21 protein-coding genes are annotated in these 19,709 nt (G+C 44.1%); 10 read left to right on the top strand and 11 right to left on the bottom strand.

Features of this window, described 5'->3' with window-relative positions:
* Nucleotides 1–295 precede the first annotated feature (295 nt).
* Nucleotides 296–1,981, top strand: coding sequence for a hypothetical protein (locus tag AC4QJR_RS26830; RefSeq protein ID WP_496524811.1), 1,686 nt, complete (start codon nt 296–298; stop codon nt 1,979–1,981).
* Between the two features lie 170 nt (nt 1,982–2,151).
* Here AC4QJR_RS26830 and AC4QJR_RS26825 read toward each other — a convergent pair whose 3' ends face one another.
* Nucleotides 2,152–2,523, bottom strand: coding sequence for a winged helix-turn-helix transcriptional regulator (locus AC4QJR_RS26825; RefSeq protein WP_098571473.1), 372 nt, complete (start codon nt 2,521–2,523; stop codon nt 2,152–2,154).
* A gap of 196 nt (nt 2,524–2,719) precedes the next feature.
* On the opposite strand from AC4QJR_RS26825, the gene AC4QJR_RS26820 reads away from it, so the two are divergent.
* The 5 genes from AC4QJR_RS26820 to AC4QJR_RS26800 all read left to right on the top strand — a co-directional run bounded on the left by AC4QJR_RS26820 (nt 2,720) and on the right by AC4QJR_RS26800 (nt 7,155).
* Nucleotides 2,720–3,952 carry an MFS transporter gene (locus AC4QJR_RS26820; protein WP_496524810.1) on the top strand — a complete coding sequence of 411 codons (1,233 nt, stop codon included), beginning with the start codon at nt 2,720–2,722 and terminating at the stop codon, nt 3,950–3,952.
* A 47-nt stretch (nt 3,953–3,999) separates the two neighbouring features.
* Entirely contained in the window at nt 4,000–4,830 is an 831-nt protein-coding gene (gene pgoN / locus AC4QJR_RS26815) for a glyoxal/methylglyoxal reductase (protein WP_496524809.1), read from the top strand.
* 378 nt (nt 4,831–5,208) lie between these two features.
* Nucleotides 5,209–5,478 carry a class I SAM-dependent methyltransferase gene (locus AC4QJR_RS26810; RefSeq protein WP_496524808.1) on the top strand — a complete coding sequence of 90 codons (270 nt, stop codon included), beginning with the start codon at nt 5,209–5,211 and terminating at the stop codon, nt 5,476–5,478.
* A complete protein-coding gene (locus AC4QJR_RS26805; protein WP_496524807.1) occupies nt 5,463–5,972 on the top strand; it encodes a class I SAM-dependent methyltransferase in 510 nt (169 codons plus the stop codon). Before AC4QJR_RS26810 ends, AC4QJR_RS26805 begins: the two co-directional genes overlap by 16 nt.
* 130 nt (nt 5,973–6,102) lie before the next feature.
* A complete protein-coding gene (locus AC4QJR_RS26800; RefSeq protein WP_496524806.1) occupies nt 6,103–7,155 on the top strand; it encodes a hypothetical protein in 1,053 nt (350 codons plus the stop codon).
* 333 nt (nt 7,156–7,488) lie between these two features.
* Here the strand turns inward: AC4QJR_RS26800 and AC4QJR_RS26795 are convergent, their stop codons facing one another.
* The 7 genes from AC4QJR_RS26795 to AC4QJR_RS26765 form a co-directional block, all read right to left on the bottom strand.
* Nucleotides 7,489–7,635, bottom strand: a complete 147-nt coding sequence (locus AC4QJR_RS26795; protein WP_180229965.1) for a hypothetical protein — start codon at nt 7,633–7,635, stop codon at nt 7,489–7,491.
* A 145-nt stretch (nt 7,636–7,780) separates the two neighbouring features.
* Nucleotides 7,781–7,993: a hypothetical protein gene (locus tag AC4QJR_RS26790; RefSeq protein WP_496524805.1), complete on the bottom strand. Its 213-nt coding sequence runs from the start codon at nt 7,991–7,993 to the stop codon at nt 7,781–7,783.
* A 49-nt stretch (nt 7,994–8,042) separates the two neighbouring features.
* Nucleotides 8,043–11,015 (bottom strand): DEAD/DEAH box helicase, encoded by a 2,973-nt coding sequence (locus AC4QJR_RS26785; protein WP_496524804.1) that lies wholly within the window; start codon nt 11,013–11,015, stop codon nt 8,043–8,045.
* A 225-nt stretch (nt 11,016–11,240) separates the two neighbouring features.
* Nucleotides 11,241–11,408 (bottom strand): hypothetical protein, encoded by a 168-nt coding sequence (locus AC4QJR_RS26780; protein ID WP_496524803.1) that lies wholly within the window; start codon nt 11,406–11,408, stop codon nt 11,241–11,243.
* A 266-nt stretch (nt 11,409–11,674) separates the two neighbouring features.
* Nucleotides 11,675–11,968: an RNA polymerase alpha subunit C-terminal domain-containing protein gene (locus AC4QJR_RS26775; RefSeq protein WP_496524802.1), complete on the bottom strand. Its 294-nt coding sequence runs from the start codon at nt 11,966–11,968 to the stop codon at nt 11,675–11,677.
* Nucleotides 11,969–12,086: 118 nt separating this feature from the next.
* Entirely contained in the window at nt 12,087–13,718 is a 1,632-nt protein-coding gene (locus tag AC4QJR_RS26770; RefSeq protein ID WP_251459473.1) for an SWIM zinc finger family protein, read from the bottom strand.
* Nucleotides 13,719–13,886: 168 nt separating this feature from the next.
* Nucleotides 13,887–14,024 (bottom strand): hypothetical protein, encoded by a 138-nt coding sequence (locus tag AC4QJR_RS26765; protein WP_496524801.1) that lies wholly within the window; start codon nt 14,022–14,024, stop codon nt 13,887–13,889.
* 119 nt (nt 14,025–14,143) lie between these two features.
* On the opposite strand from AC4QJR_RS26765, the gene AC4QJR_RS26760 reads away from it, so the two are divergent.
* Nucleotides 14,144–14,563: a hypothetical protein gene (locus tag AC4QJR_RS26760; protein WP_496524800.1), complete on the top strand. Its 420-nt coding sequence runs from the start codon at nt 14,144–14,146 to the stop codon at nt 14,561–14,563.
* A 262-nt stretch (nt 14,564–14,825) separates the two neighbouring features.
* On the opposite strand, the gene AC4QJR_RS26755 is transcribed toward AC4QJR_RS26760, so the two are convergent.
* Entirely contained in the window at nt 14,826–15,248 is a 423-nt protein-coding gene (locus tag AC4QJR_RS26755; RefSeq protein WP_496524799.1) for a hypothetical protein, read from the bottom strand.
* A gap of 120 nt (nt 15,249–15,368) precedes the next feature.
* Entirely contained in the window at nt 15,369–16,904 is a 1,536-nt protein-coding gene (locus AC4QJR_RS26750; protein ID WP_496524798.1) for a multicopper oxidase family protein, read from the bottom strand.
* 239 nt (nt 16,905–17,143) lie between these two features.
* Between AC4QJR_RS26750 and AC4QJR_RS26745 the strand changes: the two genes are divergently transcribed.
* Both AC4QJR_RS26745 and AC4QJR_RS26740 read left to right on the top strand, forming a co-directional pair.
* Nucleotides 17,144–18,007, top strand: a complete 864-nt coding sequence (locus AC4QJR_RS26745; RefSeq protein ID WP_098571464.1) for a ParM/StbA family protein — start codon at nt 17,144–17,146, stop codon at nt 18,005–18,007.
* Nucleotides 18,000–18,230, top strand: a complete 231-nt coding sequence (locus AC4QJR_RS26740) for a hypothetical protein (protein ID WP_098571463.1) — start codon at nt 18,000–18,002, stop codon at nt 18,228–18,230. The genes AC4QJR_RS26745 and AC4QJR_RS26740 overlap by 8 nt, the downstream gene beginning before the upstream one ends.
* Before the next feature lie 32 nt (nt 18,231–18,262).
* Here AC4QJR_RS26740 and AC4QJR_RS26735 read toward each other — a convergent pair whose 3' ends face one another.
* Entirely contained in the window at nt 18,263–18,883 is a 621-nt protein-coding gene (locus AC4QJR_RS26735; RefSeq protein WP_496524797.1) for a DUF47 domain-containing protein, read from the bottom strand.
* Between the two features lie 186 nt (nt 18,884–19,069).
* On the opposite strand from AC4QJR_RS26735, the gene AC4QJR_RS26730 reads away from it, so the two are divergent.
* Nucleotides 19,070–19,666: a YitT family protein gene (locus AC4QJR_RS26730; protein WP_251459468.1), complete on the top strand. Its 597-nt coding sequence runs from the start codon at nt 19,070–19,072 to the stop codon at nt 19,664–19,666.
* The last annotated feature ends 43 nt before the right edge of the window (nt 19,667–19,709 follow it).

The raw sequence follows: 19,709 nt of genomic DNA, 5'->3' as shown, positions 1-19,709 counted from the left end.
AGTGCGCCCATAGCAATATTGTCAGTGGGCTTATCAAATGGTGCCTGACACCCAAAGGACTATAGCCACTGGATTTATATAGCAAATGGTGCCTGACACCCAAAGCATTATAGCCACTGGATTTATACAGCAAATGGTGCCTGACACCGAAAGCACTATAGCTACAGGATTTATACAACCACCAATGGTGCCAATACCCAAATTTCTTCCTTTGACACGTTGCTGATTTTGTTTTTATGAAATAAAATAAATTCATATTGTTACAAATTGGTAGTATGAGAGAGGGATCGGTTTAGTGATTGAATTAAAACTGCGTTCGATTTTAAAGCAGGTAAAAAGTGAAAATCCGCAAAAGAGATTTGAAGCGCTTGACCAGCTTTTTCAATATAAGCAGGACGAGGGACTCGAGATTCAAATTGATGTGTTAAAGGATATAATCAAAACGGCAGCATCCAGATTTCCAGAGCCTGTCGATCGCTGGGACAACCCCTCCTTTTATCTTATTGACTTTGTCTGTGATTTTCCGATGCCCGAGGTGGTGGAAGGGCTTATCAAGCATTTTGACGGCCTTGACTTGCAGGCAAAAGAGCGGGCAATTGAAATGCTGCTCACAACAGAAGATGAGGATATTTTTTATGTACTCGAGGAAAAAATCGTCGAGTTAATCGAGACCGAAGAATTCCATATTCCAGTCAATGACCTGTACCCCTATCCAATGCTGATTAAGGGAATCCTTGATAAAACCCTCGACAAGCTCCATACAGAGCATTATAAATGGTTGTTTTATCATTTAGTATTATCGCTGAACGACTCCGGTTTAGAAAAAGGTTATAGGAAAGACGTCATCCTCCCGACATTGCTCAACGATTATCACGTAGAGAAACTGGAGTATCTGAAATTTGACGCCGACTTTTCAAGCAAATATGTTTATACGGCTTGGAAGGACAGCTATTTTGCCGTTCGAACAAAAATGAAATTATTTATTAGCTTGATGGAATATTATTTTTCAGCCGACATCGGTGCTGAGCTGGAGCAGGCCATGAACTTCCGCGATCCGTTGATAAAAACGCAGGCGCTGTTGGTATGTGCGGCCAAAAACCTCCCGTATCAACAGAACACACTCGTAGAAGCAGCGGAGCATATTGAGAGTGCAGAAATGGTTTATTGGGAGTTAAGGGCGAGAAATTTAGAGCATCTGTATCCCATCACGGAAGGAAAGCAGCCGCATTTGGCGAAGACGAGACTCTTTTCAACGATTATTAACCTGCCAGAGGAAGAGGAGGGAGTCATCCGCTATCCGGAGGACATCCAGATCATCGATACAGTCGAAACTGAAAACACATATCGCCAGCCGATACGCTATTATTTACTGAGTTTCGTGCATATCGGGACCCGATACGCGGGCTGGGCAGGCGGCTATGCGCTTGAGGATGGAGACGATACGGCCGAACTATGGGATGGCAGCTATACTGATTTTGTTGAATGGGACTCACTCAGCATCGAAGAACATAAAGCGGCTTTTTTCAAAAAGAGAGCAGAGGAAAAGGAAGAACATGAGTCCAGTATCTACTTTGAAAGCTCGCCGTCGCTAAGTAGAGGTGCCTGGTTCTTCCTGAGCCTCGCGGTGGTTCACTGGATTAAAGAGGCGGTAACAGGATTTCCGAAAGACGGGATTCTTTTCTTAGTAGCATTAACCATTATCGGCGGTGGGATGTGTCTTTATGAACTTACCGCAAATAAGAAAAGAAAAATCAGAGTCGTTGGCCAGCAGCTTGTGATGGAAAATGGATCGAAGCAGCACACTATCGGGTTGCATGAAATCAAAAAAGTAGAACATAACAAAAAACATGTTCTCATCTACAACAAGAAAAACGAAGTCGCGTTTTCATTCCCACTCCGCTGGGTCCGCTACGAACTCTTTCACATGCACATGCTGGAGCACACCGACCATCTAAAAGACCGACCGCATATTCAAGCATAAAAAACACACGCCAAAGGCCGCAGAAATGCGGCCTTTGACGTGTTTATGAGTGCTGTGGTCAATAGTAAATGCTCCATGGTGCCTGACACCGAAAACACTGTTGCCACTGGGGTTAGTGGGCAAATGGTGCCTGACACCATAAATGACACCATTAACATTATTGCCGCTTACTATTTAAGATGATCATTCAAAACATTCTCCTCAAGAACAGAGAACTTATCCCCGTATACCTTCTCGATATGATGCTCTCCCCATGTACAAAGCGAATTCAGAATTCCCTCCAGACTCCGGCCGTACTCACTTAACTCATACTCAACCTTCGGGGGAATCTGATTATAAATAATCCGATTAATCACACCATCGTCCTCCAGCTCCCGCAATTGCTGCGTCAACATCTTCTGCGTAATATTCGGCATCAGCCGCTTCAATTCACTCGTCCGCTTTTTCCCATGCGTCAAATGGCAGAGAATCACACACTTCCACTTCCCGCCGATTACCTCAAGCGTCGCCTCAACCGATATATTATATTTTTTCTTCTCCATCTATATCTTCCTCCTCATTTCACAAATTGACAGACAGGTAGATAGGCACTAAAAAGTACCTATAGCACTACTAGGTACCTATATCACTTTAAAGTGCGTACTTCCGATAATTCTGTATATCCTCCATAATAACATTTGCCGGATGAAAATAATCATACCTTTTTAAATAAACCTACACAAATGAGGAGGAAAATTTATGTCTTTAAATAAACAGCAAAGCACATTCGCACTACTGGCCTTAGCCATCAGCGCCTTCGCAATCGGAACCACTGAATTTATCAGCGTCGGCCTGCTTCCGCTCATCGCCCAAGACTTGCATATACCCGTCACTACTGCTGGACTGACCGTCTCCCTATACGCCCTCGGGGTAATGGTTGGAGCGCCAGTGCTGACATCAATGACATCGCGCATGTCACGGAAAACCCTATTACTATGGATCATGATTGTCTTCATCATCGGTAACGGAATCGCCGCAAGCGCAACAACAATCAGCGTCCTGCTCGCAGCACGTGTGGTTTCGGCTTTAGCACATGGTGTTTTCATGTCAATCGGCTCCACCATCGCTGCCGATCTCGTCCCGGCCAACCGCCGCGCGAGCGCTATCTCAATCATGTTCTCCGGCCTTACCGTGGCCACCGTCACCGGCGTACCATTTGGAACATTCATCGGTCAACAATATGGCTGGAGGCTTGCCTTCATCCTCATCGTCATCGTTGGAATCATCGGCTTCATCGCCAACTGGATTCTCATACCTTCTTTATTGAAAAAAGGGAACCAGACCAGCGTTCGAGATCAATTCAAGCTCCTGACCAATGGCCGGCTCGTACTTTTATTCATCATCACGGCCCTAGGGTATGGCGGCACATTTGTTGTCTTTACTTATTTGTCACCATTACTACAGGAGATAACAGGATTTAACGAGAGTTCGATTGCAATTATCTTACTTGTGTACGGATTGGCGATCGCCGTTGGAAATATGGTCGGCGGCAAGCTGTCGAACCGCAACCCGATTAAATCCCTATTCTATATGTTTATCGTTCAAGCTGTTGTTCTGCTTGTCCTAATGTTCACCGCGCCGTTCAAAATCGCGGGCTTAATCACTATTATTTTTATGGGACTGCTTGCCTTTATGAACGTTCCAGGTCTGCAAGTATACGTGGTTATCCTTGCTGAACGATACGTCCCAAGTGCCGTCGATGTAGCATCCGCCATCAACATCGCCGCCTTCAACGCAGGAATCGCCATCGGCTCCTACCTAGGAGGCGCCATCACTGATTCAATCGGACTCATTCACACCACCTGGATCGGTGCATTAATGGTCCTAGTCGCGGCCATCCTAACAGGGGTGAGCCGAGCGCTCGAAAAGAAAGACCAGGAATCAATGGAATCAATGGTGTCAGGCACCACAAAAACACAACTGTCCTCTTGAGGAGGACGGTTGCGCAATTAAACTAAAAACAATTGGAGGATAAAAAAATGTTAAACAATTTACAAAGTACTACAACTTTAAATAACGGAGTAAAAATGCCATGGTTTGGTCTGGGTGTCTTTAAGGTAGAGGAAGGACCGGAGTTAGTGAACGCGGTGAAAATGGCAATCAAACATGGTTACCGGAGCATTGACACGGCGGCCATTTATGAAAACGAAGAGGGAGTAGGACAAGGGATTAAGGAATCAGGCATCGCTAGAGAAGATTTATTCGTCACTTCAAAGGTTTGGAATGCCGACCTTGGCTACGAATCAACCTTGGCAGCGTACCAAACAAGTCTAGATAAGCTAGGTTTGGAATACTTAGACCTCTACCTCATCCACTGGCCGGTAGCTGGGAAATACAAGGAGGCGTGGAGAGCGTTAGAGACTCTTTACAAAGAAGGACGGGTTAGAGCCATTGGGGTCAGCAATTTCCAAGTCCACCACCTGGAAGACCTTTTGAAGGATGCAGAGATCAAGCCTATGGTGAACCAAGTCGAATATCATCCGCGCTTAACTCAAAATGAAATCCAAGCATTCTGCCGCGAGAACGGAATCCAGATGGAAGCCTGGTCACCATTAATGCAAGGTCAATTACTGGACAATGAAGTATTAGTGGAAATTGCTGCTAAATACAATAAATCAGTTGCCCAAATCATCTTGCGTTGGGACTTGCAGAACGGCGTCGTCACCATTCCGAAATCAACAAAAGAACACCGGATCATCGAAAACTCACAAGTATTCGACTTTGAACTAACACAAGAGGACATGCAGCAGATCAACGAGCTAAACCAAAACCACCGCGTCGGTCCAGACCCCGACAACTTTGATTTCTAATCATAGAGAAATATTACCATTCGGCCAATTTTCATTCGAAAATTGGTCGTTTTTTTCTCTCATTTCCCGTTCAAGAGAAAAATCGTCTCTTAAGGTAAAAGGAGCCCTGCTACATTTCCCGTTCAGAGTAAAAATCGTCTCTTAAGGTAAAAGGAGCCCTGCTACATTTCCCGTTCAAGAGAAAAATCATCTCTTAAGGTAAAAGGAGCCCTGCTACATTTCCCGTTCAAGGGAAAAATCGTTTCTTAACGGTAAAAAGGGGCCCTTCTGCATTTACCGAAACCTGGTGTCAGGCACCGCGCATGGACACATTTTCGGTTATTTTTCCCAATGATTTGTTATAATTATTAAAAAATTAAAAGTAAGGGGTGGAGAAGGTTGTCCAGTAGAGTAAAGAAAGATAATTGGAATGCTGGTTTATATGATCAGGAGCATGGATTTGTTTCGCATTTTGGCGGGGCGCTGCTCCAATGGCTTGAACCAAAGCCTGGTGAAAAAATTCTTGATCTTGGCTGTGGAACAGGGGATCTGGCCAACCAAATGAATCAACAGGGAGCAGCCATAATAGGGATTGATAAATCCGAAAACATGGTCCAGTGGCACAACATAAGTATCCTGGACTTACCTTTAGGGTGCAGGACGCTGTAGCCCTGAATTACAGGAACGAATTCGATGCCGTTTTTTCTAATGCCACATTGCATTGGGTGAAAACTCCGAAACAAGCCCTGCAATCCATTTACCAAGCATTAAAACCGGGTGGCAGATTTATCGCAGAATTCGGTGGGAAAGGCAACGTCCAAAAAATCACCGACGAACTAATTCAACAATTAGGAACCAGTTATCAATCGGAGCAATTTCCATGGTATTACCCCAGTATCGGTGAATACACATCTATGATGGAGCAAGTTGGATTTCGAGTCACTCACGCCCAACACTTTGATCGCCCAACACCACTAAACGGAGAAAACGGGTTGCGTAACTGGATCGAGATGTTTGCCACGAGTATGTTGGAAGGCCTCACACCCGAAGCCAAAGAGCGCATCATCACAGAGTCCACCCAAAATTTAAGAGAAGGTTTATACCAAAACGGTGCTTGGATCGCGGATTATAAGCGGATTCGGGTAGTAGGGATAAAAGAGTAATCGCGAGGGGGCCAGCAAAAGGTCCTTTTTACTTTGAGCTCCATAGATATTCATGATATTTATGATGCAAAATAACCTTTGGAAATGGATATTTATGTTAAAATAAAATCAGCAAAGGAGGTTAGAAAAGATGACTCTACTAAAAAATAAATGGCTCTGGTTCAGCTTCATTCTCACCTTAGTCGTATGTTCCAACTTCCTGATTTACCGTCTTGAAAGTTTAGGACCACCCCCAACAGGCATGGCCTTAGGCTCCTTATTTGACTTCATCATCACCATACCATTACTCGTGTACTTCTTCATCATCAGAAAACGATATTCCCTAAAATATATACTCCCCGTGATGATTGCCGGATACGGCGTCGCGGTCCTAGTCATTCCGCATCAACTCCTGTCGGCGTATTCCTTTGTAAAATATATTTTATTGGCCGGTGAGGCTGCTTTTTTCCTGCTCGAGCTCTACATCGTCATTCAATTGCTGGCAAAAATACCTGGGATCGTCAAAAGCTACCGTAAGTCTGAGAGCGAAATTCCTACTTTCTCGTATCGAATGAAACAAGCATGGGATCAGCACCTCAAGCCATCCAGGGCCCAAGAAATCTTTTTCTCAGACGTGAAGATGTATTATTACAGTCTAGTTTCTTGGCATAGAAAACCAGCCACACTTAATGAATGCATGTACACCTGCCATAAAAAAACCGGCACAATTACGTTATACGTCATGCTGATCCATGCACTGGTCTTGGAATCTGTCGGTTTCCATTTTCTCCTTCATTCGGGGAGTCCTTTGGTTGCCATCATCGCGCTCGTATTAAATGTGTATACCTTGTTATTCTTTCTAGCAGAAATCCAAGCAATTCGGCATTGCCCAATCATGATCACGGACCGGCATCTGTATCTGCAGGTTGGTATCATGAAACAGTTAATCGTGCCGCTAGAGGAAATTAAAGAAATTCACCCGTATGATGGACCTGAAACAATAACAAAAGAGGAGTCAAAACATATTTTCGACGCGGTCCTAACAGATTTTTTCAAGGAAAAACCCCAGTTTCAAGTGGAGTTTTATCATCCAATCGAAGCAAGCTTCATTTATGGCTTTAAGAAAAAAGTAACCAAGGCACATCTCCGTCTCGATGAACCACAGAAATTCTATCAAGCACTCACGAATAAAATCCAAATGTGATTGGGTTTACTAGTCTCTTAATTTTTATAGGATAGGTGATAACTGGTGAATCAAAGGAAGAGTATCGTTAAAAGAGCTTTAATAAAGTCAATTATTTCAACAATTTTTCTCCTATTATGTACAATAGTGGTTTATTCTTTTGTAAAATCTCCTGCACCGAACCTCTTGTTTTTTGGTCTTGGAGCTTTTTCTTGCTTCTTTTTAGTAGATTTATTATTTTTTAAGATTCAGCGAAATAGTTAAATGTGGAATTTCAACTTTCGCACCTGAAATTCGGAAAAATAAAACGAAGCCCTCTATTTGGAAGAGGGCTCCGCTGCCGTTTAAGCTGGATTAATGAACACGAATGATTTCATAAATATTCTCATCATGGTGAACCCTGGTATGCTTCGACTCAAGTCGTTCAAATTCCTCAACTTCATCAAATGACTCGCCAAACCACCAGTTTTTGAGCTCAAATAAAAAGTCCGTAAGCATCATTATTTCCTCCCTAGATTGGGTTATTGGATTCTTATGTCTCTATTATACTTGTGAATCCATTCACATAAAAGCGGTTACAAAATACACGGAATAGCAAAATTATATAGAAAAATAAGAGAGTTTAGGTAAATATCTTGCCATCATATCAAGCATAAATACCAACCAAAAAAGGACAAAACCATTCCGGCCTTATCCTCTTTATAACATAGTAGTGGTGCCCGACACCAAAATCATTATTGTCACTATCCTCAACAAACAAATGGTGCCTGACACCATCAAGTTGTACTCCCAGCATGGACAAAAGGGTGGAATGTCCACGAACGGTGCCTGACACCACCGCTGCCACCGCCATAGACATCACCGTAGACACCACCGCTTCAACCACCGTTACAGCCTCATCGTTATCATCACCCCAAATACACCAAGTCCTTAAGTTCATCGGTTGATAATTCGGTGATCCAGTTTTCGCTTTGGATGATCTGGTCATTCAGGAATTGCTTTTTCTCCAGCATTGCGTCGATCTTTTCCTCAAGTGTTCCGGTACAAATCATCTTATGCACGTGGACGAAACGCGATTGCCCGATCCGGTAGGCACGGTCTGTGGCTTGATTTTCAACTGCCGGATTCCACCATCGATCATAGTGGATGACATGATTGGCTGCTGTCAAATTCAACCCGGTTCCACCGGCCTTCAGTGACAGCAAGAAAACAGGGAACTCTTGGTTTTGGAACCGCTCAATCATCTCGTCGCGCTTCGCCTTCGCAACACTACCGTTCAAAAATGGCACCTCGATGCCAAACTTCTTCTTTAGCGCGCTTCGAATCATTTCACCCATTTCGATATACTGGGTGAAAATCAAACAGCTCTCTCCCTGTTCTAAAACCGCGTCAATCAGTTCGACAAGCTTCTCCAACTTATTCGAACGCTCAAGCAGTTCTCGACCAGCTGACTTTTCCTTCAAATAGAGGGCAGGGTGGTTGCACAACTGCTTCAACCTGCTTAACATTTGTAAAATTAACCCCTTACGCTCAAAGCCAGATAGTTTCTCAATTTCTGCAAACGTATCATGGATCAGCTGCTCGTATAGCGACGCCTGTTCAGCCGTAAGCGGACAATATTCCTTTTGCTCCAGCTTGTCAGGGAGATTCAACGCAACTTCCTCATCCTTTTTCGTGCGGCGCAATAAGAACGGCCGAATCAACGATTGCAGCTGCTGCACTTTTTCCTTCTTCTCATCCTTCTCAATCGGAATCACAAACTTTTTCTGAAACTGCCCCAAACTGCCAAGGTAGCCATGATTGGTAAAATCGAAAATCGACCACAGCTCAGATAAACGGTTTTCCATCGGTGTCCCTGTCAAAGCAATGTGATGGCGTCCGCGCAGCTTGCGGACCGCCTTTGACTGTTTAGTCTGGGCATTCTTAATATTCTGTGCCTCATCGATGGCAATCGAACTCCAAATCAGCGATTCAAACTCCGCCAAATCGATATGACTCAGCCCATATGAAGTCAAAACAATATCGGCATCTTTCGCCTTCTCGACAAAAGCTTCCTCCTTCAGACGATTCGACCCGTAATGCAGATACACCTTCATCTCCGGCGCAAACCGCTCAATCTCCTTTTGCCAGTTTCCAAGCACAGAAGTCGGGCAAATAATCAGCGCCGCTTTGGTCGGAACCTTCGCCGTAACAGGCGCGGCAGTGGCATCTTCCTCTTTTTTGCGGCGCTTTTTCACCTCTTTTTGGGTGTCAGGCACCAACGTCAACTCATCCCCGGCCACTTCTTTCACCTTCAATAAATAGGAGAGGAGCTGGACCGTTTTCCCGAGTCCCATGTCGTCCGCAAGGGTGGCGCCAAATCCGTACTGGCGCAGGAACCAGAGCCAACTCATACCGAGCTGCTGGTATGGACGGAGTTCACCCTGCAAACCAGACGGCACATCCTCGAGTGGAATTTCGTTCACTTCCGACAGCTGCTTGACCATTTGCTTCCATTGGCGGTTCAATTCAATTTGAATTTTGGCAAAGGCCTTTGGATTCTCGAGCTCATCTTCGGCTGCTTCTGACTCCATCAATTCCTGTTCAAGCAAATCGCGGACATGCAAGCCTTCCTTTTCGGCCCGTTTCATCATATCCTGAATTTGTCGAATAAACTGCGGATCCAGCTTTACCCAGCGCCCTCGAATAAAGACAAGTCGTCTTTTCTCCTCGACAAGTTGCCCAAACTCATCTTCGGACAAGTCGACACCATTCATCGAAAAGCGCCAGTTAAAATCAAGCATGGCTTGAAGTCCGACAAAGGATGGCCGGTGGCTCGAGGTACCTTTCAGCGATGCCTTCACCTTTAAGTTGGCATTTTTCATCGCCTGCCACCAAGAAGGGAGGAGGATCTCGACATCCAAGGCCACCAACGTCTCACTCGCCTCCGTCAAAAACATCCACGCCTCTTCCTCACTCAGATGCGTTTTGAAAAAGCCGTCTTCGCCTAACCACGGAATCAGGCGGATCCAGCGTTCCCGCTCACGGTCGACTTTTTCTAAAAATGGCCGCCACTTCGCTGGGATCTTCGCGGAACCCTCAACATCATAAACATCATCAACATTTTTCTTTCCTCGTAAAAATAAATCCAGGCTCCATGCGCCTTCACCATCCAGCGGCTCATCCAGGCGGAGCCCAATGGTAAACGGCGTGTCGCTTTCCTTAATCCCGACCCACTCCAGCCAGCTTTCTTCATCAAAATAACGAGCGAGTTCGCTGCCGGAGATATTTTGCTTTCGGAGTAAGTCGAGCTTTGGTCCAAATAGCTCCTTCATCGCGGCATTCCGCGTCAAGTAGCCATCAAGAGCATCATTGTACAAATCGGAAATGTAGTTTTTCGTTGTTCCAAGAGGAGAACCGGCCGTCCCTAGGTTGAGGTCGGTCGATTCATCAGCAATACCGGGTTCTTCAATCATTTGCTCCCAAAACGATGAGTCGAACTCGTCCTTGACGCGCTCAGGAAGTTTCCAGCGGAAATCGCCATGCTCCCAAACCGAAAAGTCTGGCAGCCAATCTTTTTCGAGAATCCCCTCATAAAGCGCAAGGCTGGCTGCAAGACAAATCTCAGATTGTTCATTCCAATCCCATTCGATAAATCGATTAAATGACTCCTTGGCAAAAAGCGAGACCAAATGCCAACTGCTCACAACAACACCTTCGACACCGTTCATAGTCTCGGTTTCAAGGAGCGTACCAAAGAAGCTTTCCTCATGACTGCTGAAAACGAGATTCTTCCACCTAAATGGGCTCATTACACGACCTTGCTCATCCTCAGCAGTAAGAAGAAAACGACCTTCCCCAATTTTAGTTGTCAGCAATTTCATAAACCTTGTTTTAAGCATCGATACAAAACTCCTTTTAGTGGGGGAGAGAACTTCATAGGCTATTTTACTAGCTGTTGGTTTCCAAATAATGTCTAATTGTACAAAACCCCTTAAAAATCGTACAAAACATATAAAAAATTGCACAAAAGCCCCTAAATTTCGTACAAAACCATAATAAAATTGCACTAAATCCAACGGAAACTGCACAAAACAAAAATAATATATAAATCAATATCCATATACCTAAATAAAATCCATAAAAACCAGAAAATGTACGTGACATATGGACAAAATTACGAGAAATGTCCACGGGCGGTGCCTGACACCCACAATGACACCCATAATGACACCAACAATGACACCCACGATGACATCAACAATGACACCAATAATGACACCAACAATGACCAACTAATGTCACAAAGGGGGCACCAATAATTTTCACGGAAAAATCCATATTCCTTTATTATACCCAAAAATGTGTGGTTAGAGGAGGGCGATGCCTGAATTATCTTGCAAGCGGGAGGCTCGGGGTTAAAATAGATCACTTTAAGGTGATACCGAAGCCTAGCTCTAGTAAATAAAAACAAAATAAAAGCCCGCAGCACATTGGCGGCGAACTTCATATATACATCAAGGCATGGCGAAACGTCACTAATCCAGTACCTGTTGCGATACTAGCCCCTGAATGCTAACCCATGTTCCTTCAGAGCAGCTCTAAGCTTAGGCAAAGAGGCAGGCCCCATACCGTGAAATTGCAAAATCTCTTTTTCGGTATACGTTGATAGTTGCTGCAAAGTAGTGATCCCATTGTTTTCTAATGCCCGCCTTGCTGGTGCGGAAAGTACGGAAAGAAATCCATCTGCAGGTTTGCGTTCATTCTCACATGTGGGACAGGTCGGACAGTCACTGCTTTTATAAAATTTGTGTCCTTGATCGCAAGTCCTTAAACTTTTTTCGGAAGTGGTCATTGTAAAATGTCTCCTTTTTCATGAAATATCGGTTGGTTTTCCAAATCATGAGAACCCACAGGGATGAGGAAAACGCCAAAAACAAAAGGTGCCGGCAGGAATCGGCACCTTCTTTCCGCTACCCCTCAATCAACTTGCTCCGTTTACACTCCTCGTGAAACGCCCGCAGCCGTTTCGTCCGCTCCAGTAACGTTTCCAAGAAATACTCCCAATCATCGACCCGCTTCAATTTCTTATAAAGCGTCCGTAGTTTCTTCAGGTGCCGCACGGCCAAGCGGTAACTGGCCCGGTTCTTCTGATCGATTTCCTTCTGCGCCGTCTGATGCAGCATCCCGAGCAGCACCTCGGGCCGCTCCTTCTCAATCAGCTTCAACCGGTCCTTCGGCAACTCATAATAATCCAAACCAATAAATGCCTGCAGCTCGCCCCAGCGGTCATACTGCTTCCGCTCAAACAACACATGCTCATAATCGCCAAAACTATAGGGAAGCATCGCGAGCAGTGCCCGTTCATATAAATCCACCCGGTCACTCTCCGCGCAATATGGCGCCACCGCCCGCAGCGCACTCCGCACAAACGTCGCGCAACTATGATAACCGCCAAGCCACTCCAAATATCCCTTCACTTTTTGCAGAAATAACTCAACCACCGCGCCGACACGCTTCCACGCCTTCTGCCCCGACAAATACTCAATCCAATACACCAGATAGGGCGCAATCTCGGCATCACTAAATGGCCGGACCAACTTCAGGGCCGCCTCATCATCCCCAAGCAAGAAATTCAAATGAATCCCCGCCAGCATCATTGGCGCCGGACTCTCCCAATCCTGCAGCTCCTTCAGGCGTGCCTGAATCTTCACCAACTCTTCTTCACGCCACGCCTTTTTTTTGAAAAAATGAATCCACAACAGCCGGTACAAGAAAATCCGCTCATACTCCAACCCCTGTGTACAGGTCAGCAGTTCAAACGTGTCCGCCCGCAATTTGTCCACAAACTCATCAAAATCAAATGGCAGCGACTGCGTGCCAATCTTAATCGATAGCTCCTCGGCATCGTCCATCAAATTATGGAACAAATGCAAATAAGCCCGCTTCACCGTATCATCATCATGATCCAGCTGATCACTCAGCCGAGCCAATTTCCGAAACGAAACGACAATCCCGACCAACTCATACAGCAAGCGCCATTCCTGCTCCACTGGGGCACTCGCATGAATCCGGCGCTCATAAATCCCAAACAACTCCGGAATCACATACGGACTCGTGTACTTCTTCGTTGCCAGCAGCGTATCAAAACTGACCTCAAACGAATGAACCCAGCGCCCATAATCTGGCTTTGACGACCCATTCGCTTTAATCAAATCCTTCGCCGTCTGCAAACCCCAGTCAGAAAATGACTTCGACTCCTGCATCGGCTCGCGCCACTCGGCTACCCAATCAGTCACACTACCAACCCTGGCATACGCACCAAAAAACACCGCCATCTGATGCCGGCAAAAGCCCTCCGCTGGACACGTACACTCACTCTGTGACAAATACTCAAAATTCAACTTCACATAACACGGCGTCACATCCTGAACCATCGCCGTAATCTGCTTCTCCCATATCTGTACCTGCTTCACCAGCCCTTGCCGGTACAACATCAAACCCTTCTGAACCAGCCGGGCATCCTCCGTCACTGTTGGGTGCAGCAATTCCCGCACCTGATCCCCAAAAAGCTCAATCTTCTCACTTGCAGGCGTCGACTCCAAAGCCACAACCCCCTTTACCAAATCCAGTCAATTATAAATAAAAAACCATATTCCACTATTATACCCAAAAAATCGGTGTCAGGCACCATGTGAAAATTTCACATGGTGCCTGACACCAAATGGACATCCAAAAAGAATCATCACCAAAAAAAGAGCCACCCCTCACAATCACGGGGTTGGCTCGATCTTTGCCACTTCAGTTTTGGATAAACTAGAAAAATATTCAAATAAGTGCGTTATATAGCTGTTAAGTTCAAAACCATCCTCATTGGCAAACTCTGATAATAGTAATTTATTCTCCTTCATCCTCGTTCCCCCTTCGATTTTGAATCTATCATCATTATGGCCAAACTATCATTCTCTTATACCTGGAAAAAATATGGGTTAGCATTGATTTTAATAGTGTTCTACAATGGAGGGAAGGAGTGGTTACATTGAAAGACATCATTCTCATGCTTACAGAACTATTAAATAATATCCATGATTTTATTCAATTATATACAAATGATTATTTAAATCTTGGGTTAAATGATAAAGACTTACACTTTTGGATCATGGGGATTATCGGCATTTTTGTATTTGGGGTTGTCCTTATTTTTTCAAAAATTGTCTCTAAAATGCGGTTTGGGATTACGATTCTATCATTCCTCTATACGTTTACATTTATGGTCGTTTTAGTTTTTGCGATCGAAATACAACAAGCAATCACCAATAGGGGAAACATGGAATTCCAAGATGCGATTGTGGGATTATGGGGATACGTCGTATTTTTCATCGCTTTCGCAGCCATTGCGTGGGTGTTCCTGCTGGCGAAGAAATTTTTAAATAAACTTTTTAAAAAATGATTCAGTTTACCTCTAAAAACCCAGGCTCAGAACACCTGGATTTTTAGAGACTCCCACTAATAATATGGATACCCATAATAAGGGTAACCATAACCAAATGAATACGGACTGCCATACCATCCCCCTATGAAAAAGGGGATCCCATAGTGGAAATGATGGTAACCAAAAAGATGAGGCCGTAAAAATATTCGTCTGACATCATTGGCTTGAAATAATAATGGATTCATTCATAACCATTTCCTTTTTACAATATAGTTTAAGGCTAGGGAATGTACTCCTCTTCTTCCGCTTTCCTTTTTTCCTCAAGAATGATTTGTGTACCTGCATTTGCTTCCAAAGCAGTTCCTACCGATTGCAGCCAATCCCCGAAATTGGTAACTCGCTGTGCTTCCAACGTGAGCGTTTCATCATCCGTATACAGCTGTTTAGTCGTACCAACACCTTCTAAAAATTGCCCTGCGCTTTGAAACCATGCTCCCAGTAAAATCTGTCTTTCATTGGCATTCTCTCTGACTTCCTCACTAACCAACATGATCTTAGATAAATAAAATGCCTCCATGATTTGACCAATAAATTGAATCCAGACGGCAATGGAGACTTGTTTTTCAAGCTGTTCAAGCAATTCTTCATTATCAGATTGACTATTTTCCTTGGCTGCCTTTGCCTTTTCTGATTGAGCATTCAATGTATTTCACTCCATTCACTATATCTTTATGCAAATAAATGGGGGAATGCCCTTAAAAAATTCATCAATTTTGCTTGCAAGCATGCAAAAAGCAGTGTGGAAAATACACACTGCCTCAGCTCACCGGATCACAATAAACGGCCGCATCATTTCATAATCCTCATGTTCCAGCATATGGCAGTGCCAGACATACAACCCGGTAAAAGGACCAAACTTCATCATTATCCGCGTGACCTGATTCGGGTCCGCACGAACCGTATCCTTCCAGCCGCGTTCATGGGGTTCAGGCGGTATCGCTGGTCCGGTGTAATGGATTATTTTCTCCTTGTTATACCTATCAACATCAAACCCCCGCCGATCTAGGACCTGAAACTCAACTAAGTGTAAATGAATCGGGTGGGAATCCGGGGATAAGTTAATCAGGTACCATACTTCGGTGGAGCCCAGCTTCGGATTTTCAGAAATCGGGTCATCCCACGTCTTGTTATCCAATAACATCAATGGACGACCGTACTGGTCCATACGGTCATTTAAAGTTAAGTATCGTGACTTGGAAGCGGACTGTTCATTCATCAACCGATAGGGCATCAGATAAGACGGAATCATACTCGTATCCACACTAGACAAAGGGAGGGTTACTCGAAACTGCATCACGCTCCCCGTTTGCTCAGTGACTGGATGGCCGCTTGGAAAGGCGGCTGGCGCGTCGTTAGTCATGATAATCTTCCTGCCCTCCAGATTGGTGAAATCAATGATCACCTCGACCCGTTCGGCAGGGGCTAAGAGGATTTCGTTGACACCCATCGGCTGCTCCATCAAACCTCGCTCGGCCGCAATCAAATACATGCGCTGGCCCGAATCCAGCTTCATTCGATAGAAGCGGCTGTTAGAGCCGTTGAGGAGCCGAAAGCGATATTTACGGGGCTCTACGTTTAAAAAAGGAGATACTTTGCCATTCACCAAAAGGGTATCGCCAAAAAATTCAGGAACGATCGATGTTTCTACTCCCGGGACAGGTTTTTTCGGCTGCTTTGGATAAAAGAGCGAACCATCGTGATGGAAAGTCTTGTCTTGAATCAGCAGCGGCACGTCAAATTTGCCAGTTGGTAAATTCAATGACCGCTCCCGCTGGCTCCTGACTAAGTAAAATCCGGCCAATCCGGCATAAACATTAAGCCTCGTAATCCCCAGGGTATGGTCATGATACCAAAGCGTACAGGCATGATCGCAATTCGTATAGTGATAGACTTGCTTTTTAAAATAAGGCCCCACTTTTTCGAATCCCTTAGTAAACCAAGCCTCCGGGTAGCCATCGCTTTCCCATTCCACGCAAGCTCCGTGAACATGGACGACCGTGCGGACATCCGGCACATCCTTATGGGCGCCGTGAACCGTATAGTCGATTGGCAGGAGATGCTTATCTGGGAGATCGTTGATCCATTTGATATACACATTTTCGCCGCTTTCCACCTCAATCGTCGGACCCGGATAGCTGCCCTCAAAGCCCCAAACGGTTGTATCATTTAATTCACGATGGAGTGATTGCTTAAATTCCGTCATCTTCACTTCATAATAAGTAGAAGAGGGGGTTTTCCATCGGGGTCTTAAAATCGGAGGAATTGGGAGTTCGTCTATAAATTTAGAGAGATTTTTCAAAAGATACACTCCCTTCACTTAATCAGGTTGTCATCACAGTAATTTATGACGCAGATTTTGAGAATATATCAAAATTGGCAGAAATGGCCTAATCCAAAAGGGAAAAAGCATAACATGATCAGTTTGTATGACACGAGTGTGTCACATGTGGTACTCCGCACATATACTAGGTTTGAAATTGGGTTAGATATATGACACATATAGGCATCATCACAATATTGTTCAAAGGGGTAGGGAAAATGGAGCACAAATGGATTTTAGCGATCGATGCAGGCGCCTACGAGGTGAAAGGGAGAACGAGGGACCAGGTGTTTAAGTTTAGGTCAACAGTAGGACCTTACCGCCATCTCCATTTGGTGAATGGGGAAGCCAACCAAATGGAAGCCGGGGACTACATCGTCGAGTATGAAGACGAGAAGTTGTTCTTGGGGAATATTGCTTGGCGGGAATGCCATGCCATAAGAGAGCCGAGAGATATTTCGAAAGCGCATGAAGAAACAAAGATCAGAGTACTGGTGGCCGTTCATCAATATGGAAGAATTAGAGGGAATTGTATCGTGATTGGGCAGCCAATCCGCGGCATGGTGGATAAGGACAGGGAAATGATGGAGAAAATGCTGAAAGGGACACACACGATCACGGTGAATAATGTAAGGAAAACATTTTTCATCGATGATGTGAAGGTCGCACCTGAAGGGTCGGGGGCGTACTTCAGCATGGAGGATCGGCCGGATGACATTGCGAACATTATCGACGCTGGAAGTAGTACCTTTAACTATTTAAGAGTGGAAGATGGTTATTTTATTGACAGAAAAAGCGGGACCCTTGCTTTCGGGGCTGAAACACATATGGACATAACAGAAAAGCAAATGGCAGAGGCGATCTTGGCGGAGATTCGAGGCAAATGGGACTTGTTCGACCCGACCTATCTTTGCGGAGGAATTGCTGAATATCTTTACCCGTATATTAAAAGGCATTTTAAAAATATCGAGCTAATCAAACCCGTCCTCTACCGAGCGAACGGGACCAAAGTATACAGTCCGCAATATGCCAACGCTTTCGGATATTACTCTATGGGGAAAGTGGTCTTTGCCGATGAATGAACTGAATCGCAAGGTCAAGTCAGTCCCTTTCAACCTGGATGATCCCTATGAAAGAGAGCTTCTCGAGCATTGTAACCAGTATATTCAGTTTGCCACATATATCAAACGTCTGATCCAACGGGATATGGAACAAGGTGTTGGTATCATTCGTAAAGAACATGAAAAGGGTATGAAACAGGAAAAGCCAATCGACAAATCGAAGTTGAAAAGTTTCGGTCTATGATCCCCCCCATAAGGGGTCTTTTTTTTGGAATCCTAAGCATTCTTCATAATGATGGTTTCCAACGTATTTGCCACCGCTTTACAGCTGTTAGCGATTTCTTCTAGACCTTCATAGATTTGTTTGTGTTTAATAATTCGGATCGGGTCCTTCTGGGTGGTAAACAATTGCCTAATGGCATCACGCAGAATGTGGTCGCAATCAGACTCCATTTCTTTAATTTTGATGGTGTGTTCTCTTAAATGCAGCATTTTCTTTGCTGATAGGAGTTCAATAGCTGCATCGATTTCGGTTACACAATTTTTGATCTCATCCACAAATGTAAGCATATATTCGTCTATTTCTATTATAGAGTACATTTCAAATAGAGCAGCTGTATGGTATAACCCGTCCAAAATATCATCCATGCTGATGGAAAGAGCTAAAATATCTTCGCGTTCAATAGGAGTGATAAAGGCATTATTTAGTTCACTAATGAGATCATGTACCATGGTGTCCCCATAAGTCTCAAATTCTTTCATCTTCGCAGAAAAAATGACAAGATCACTAATATTTTTTAATTTATAGTCCGCAAAGTAATTCGCACTTGCTTTTAAATTTAACGACATACTAAGTAAATAATTAAAGAACTTGTCTTTTCTTTTTGCCCTTGCCATCCATTTTCCACCCCAAATTGTCCAATTATTGGTTACTTTCAATTGCAATTACTATATTAAATGCAGCGATTGGACAAGGCGTTCCGGCTTATGTTCTTTATTTATTCGACAAAAAAAGCGACAAACTTTAGTTTCCTATAACTAATGGAGAATGATCATCAATTCTGAATTTTTAGATGGCGGCATATGTATAGATTAAAAAGACAGGACAAGGTGATGGATATTTTTCAGAGATTAATGGCTACTATTATTGGCAGCTTGCTGTTAGGAATTGGGGTAAATGGGTTTTTGGTGCCTAACCATTTAATTGACGGGGGAATCCTTGGAATTGCATTAATCCTTCATTACTTTTTTGATTTTCAGGCAGGGATTACAATGGTTGCTTTGAGTCTCCCCATCTGTATATACGCTTCAATGAATAAAAGGGGGTATTTCTTTAGTAGTTTACAAGGATTGTTAGTTTCTTCGTTGTTCATTGATTTGCTTGCTCCACTTCGATTCCAAATTTACCTTTCCCACCTTTTAAGTGCACTAATAGGAGGTGTCATCATTGGAACGGGTGTTGGTTTAATGCTCCGATATCAGACAAGTACTGGAGGGACCGACTTACTCGCTAAAATTATTTCTCGAACTTATTCTGTTAATATAGCTTTTGTCATTATCGCCATTGATGGTCTCATTGTTTTGGCAAGTTTGGTGTTACTATCATTAGACTCCGTTCTTTATTCATGTGTAGCTATTACCACTGTTGGTCTAACAACTTCCTTGATTGGAGGAAAGTAATCTTAATCTTCATAATTAATCATGTTGTTTTTTTACATATGGG

Source organism: Neobacillus sp. BP17, from assembly GCF_059579525.1.
The sequence above is the reverse complement of the archived record's forward strand: the minus strand, read 5'-3'. Positions and strand labels throughout refer to the sequence as shown.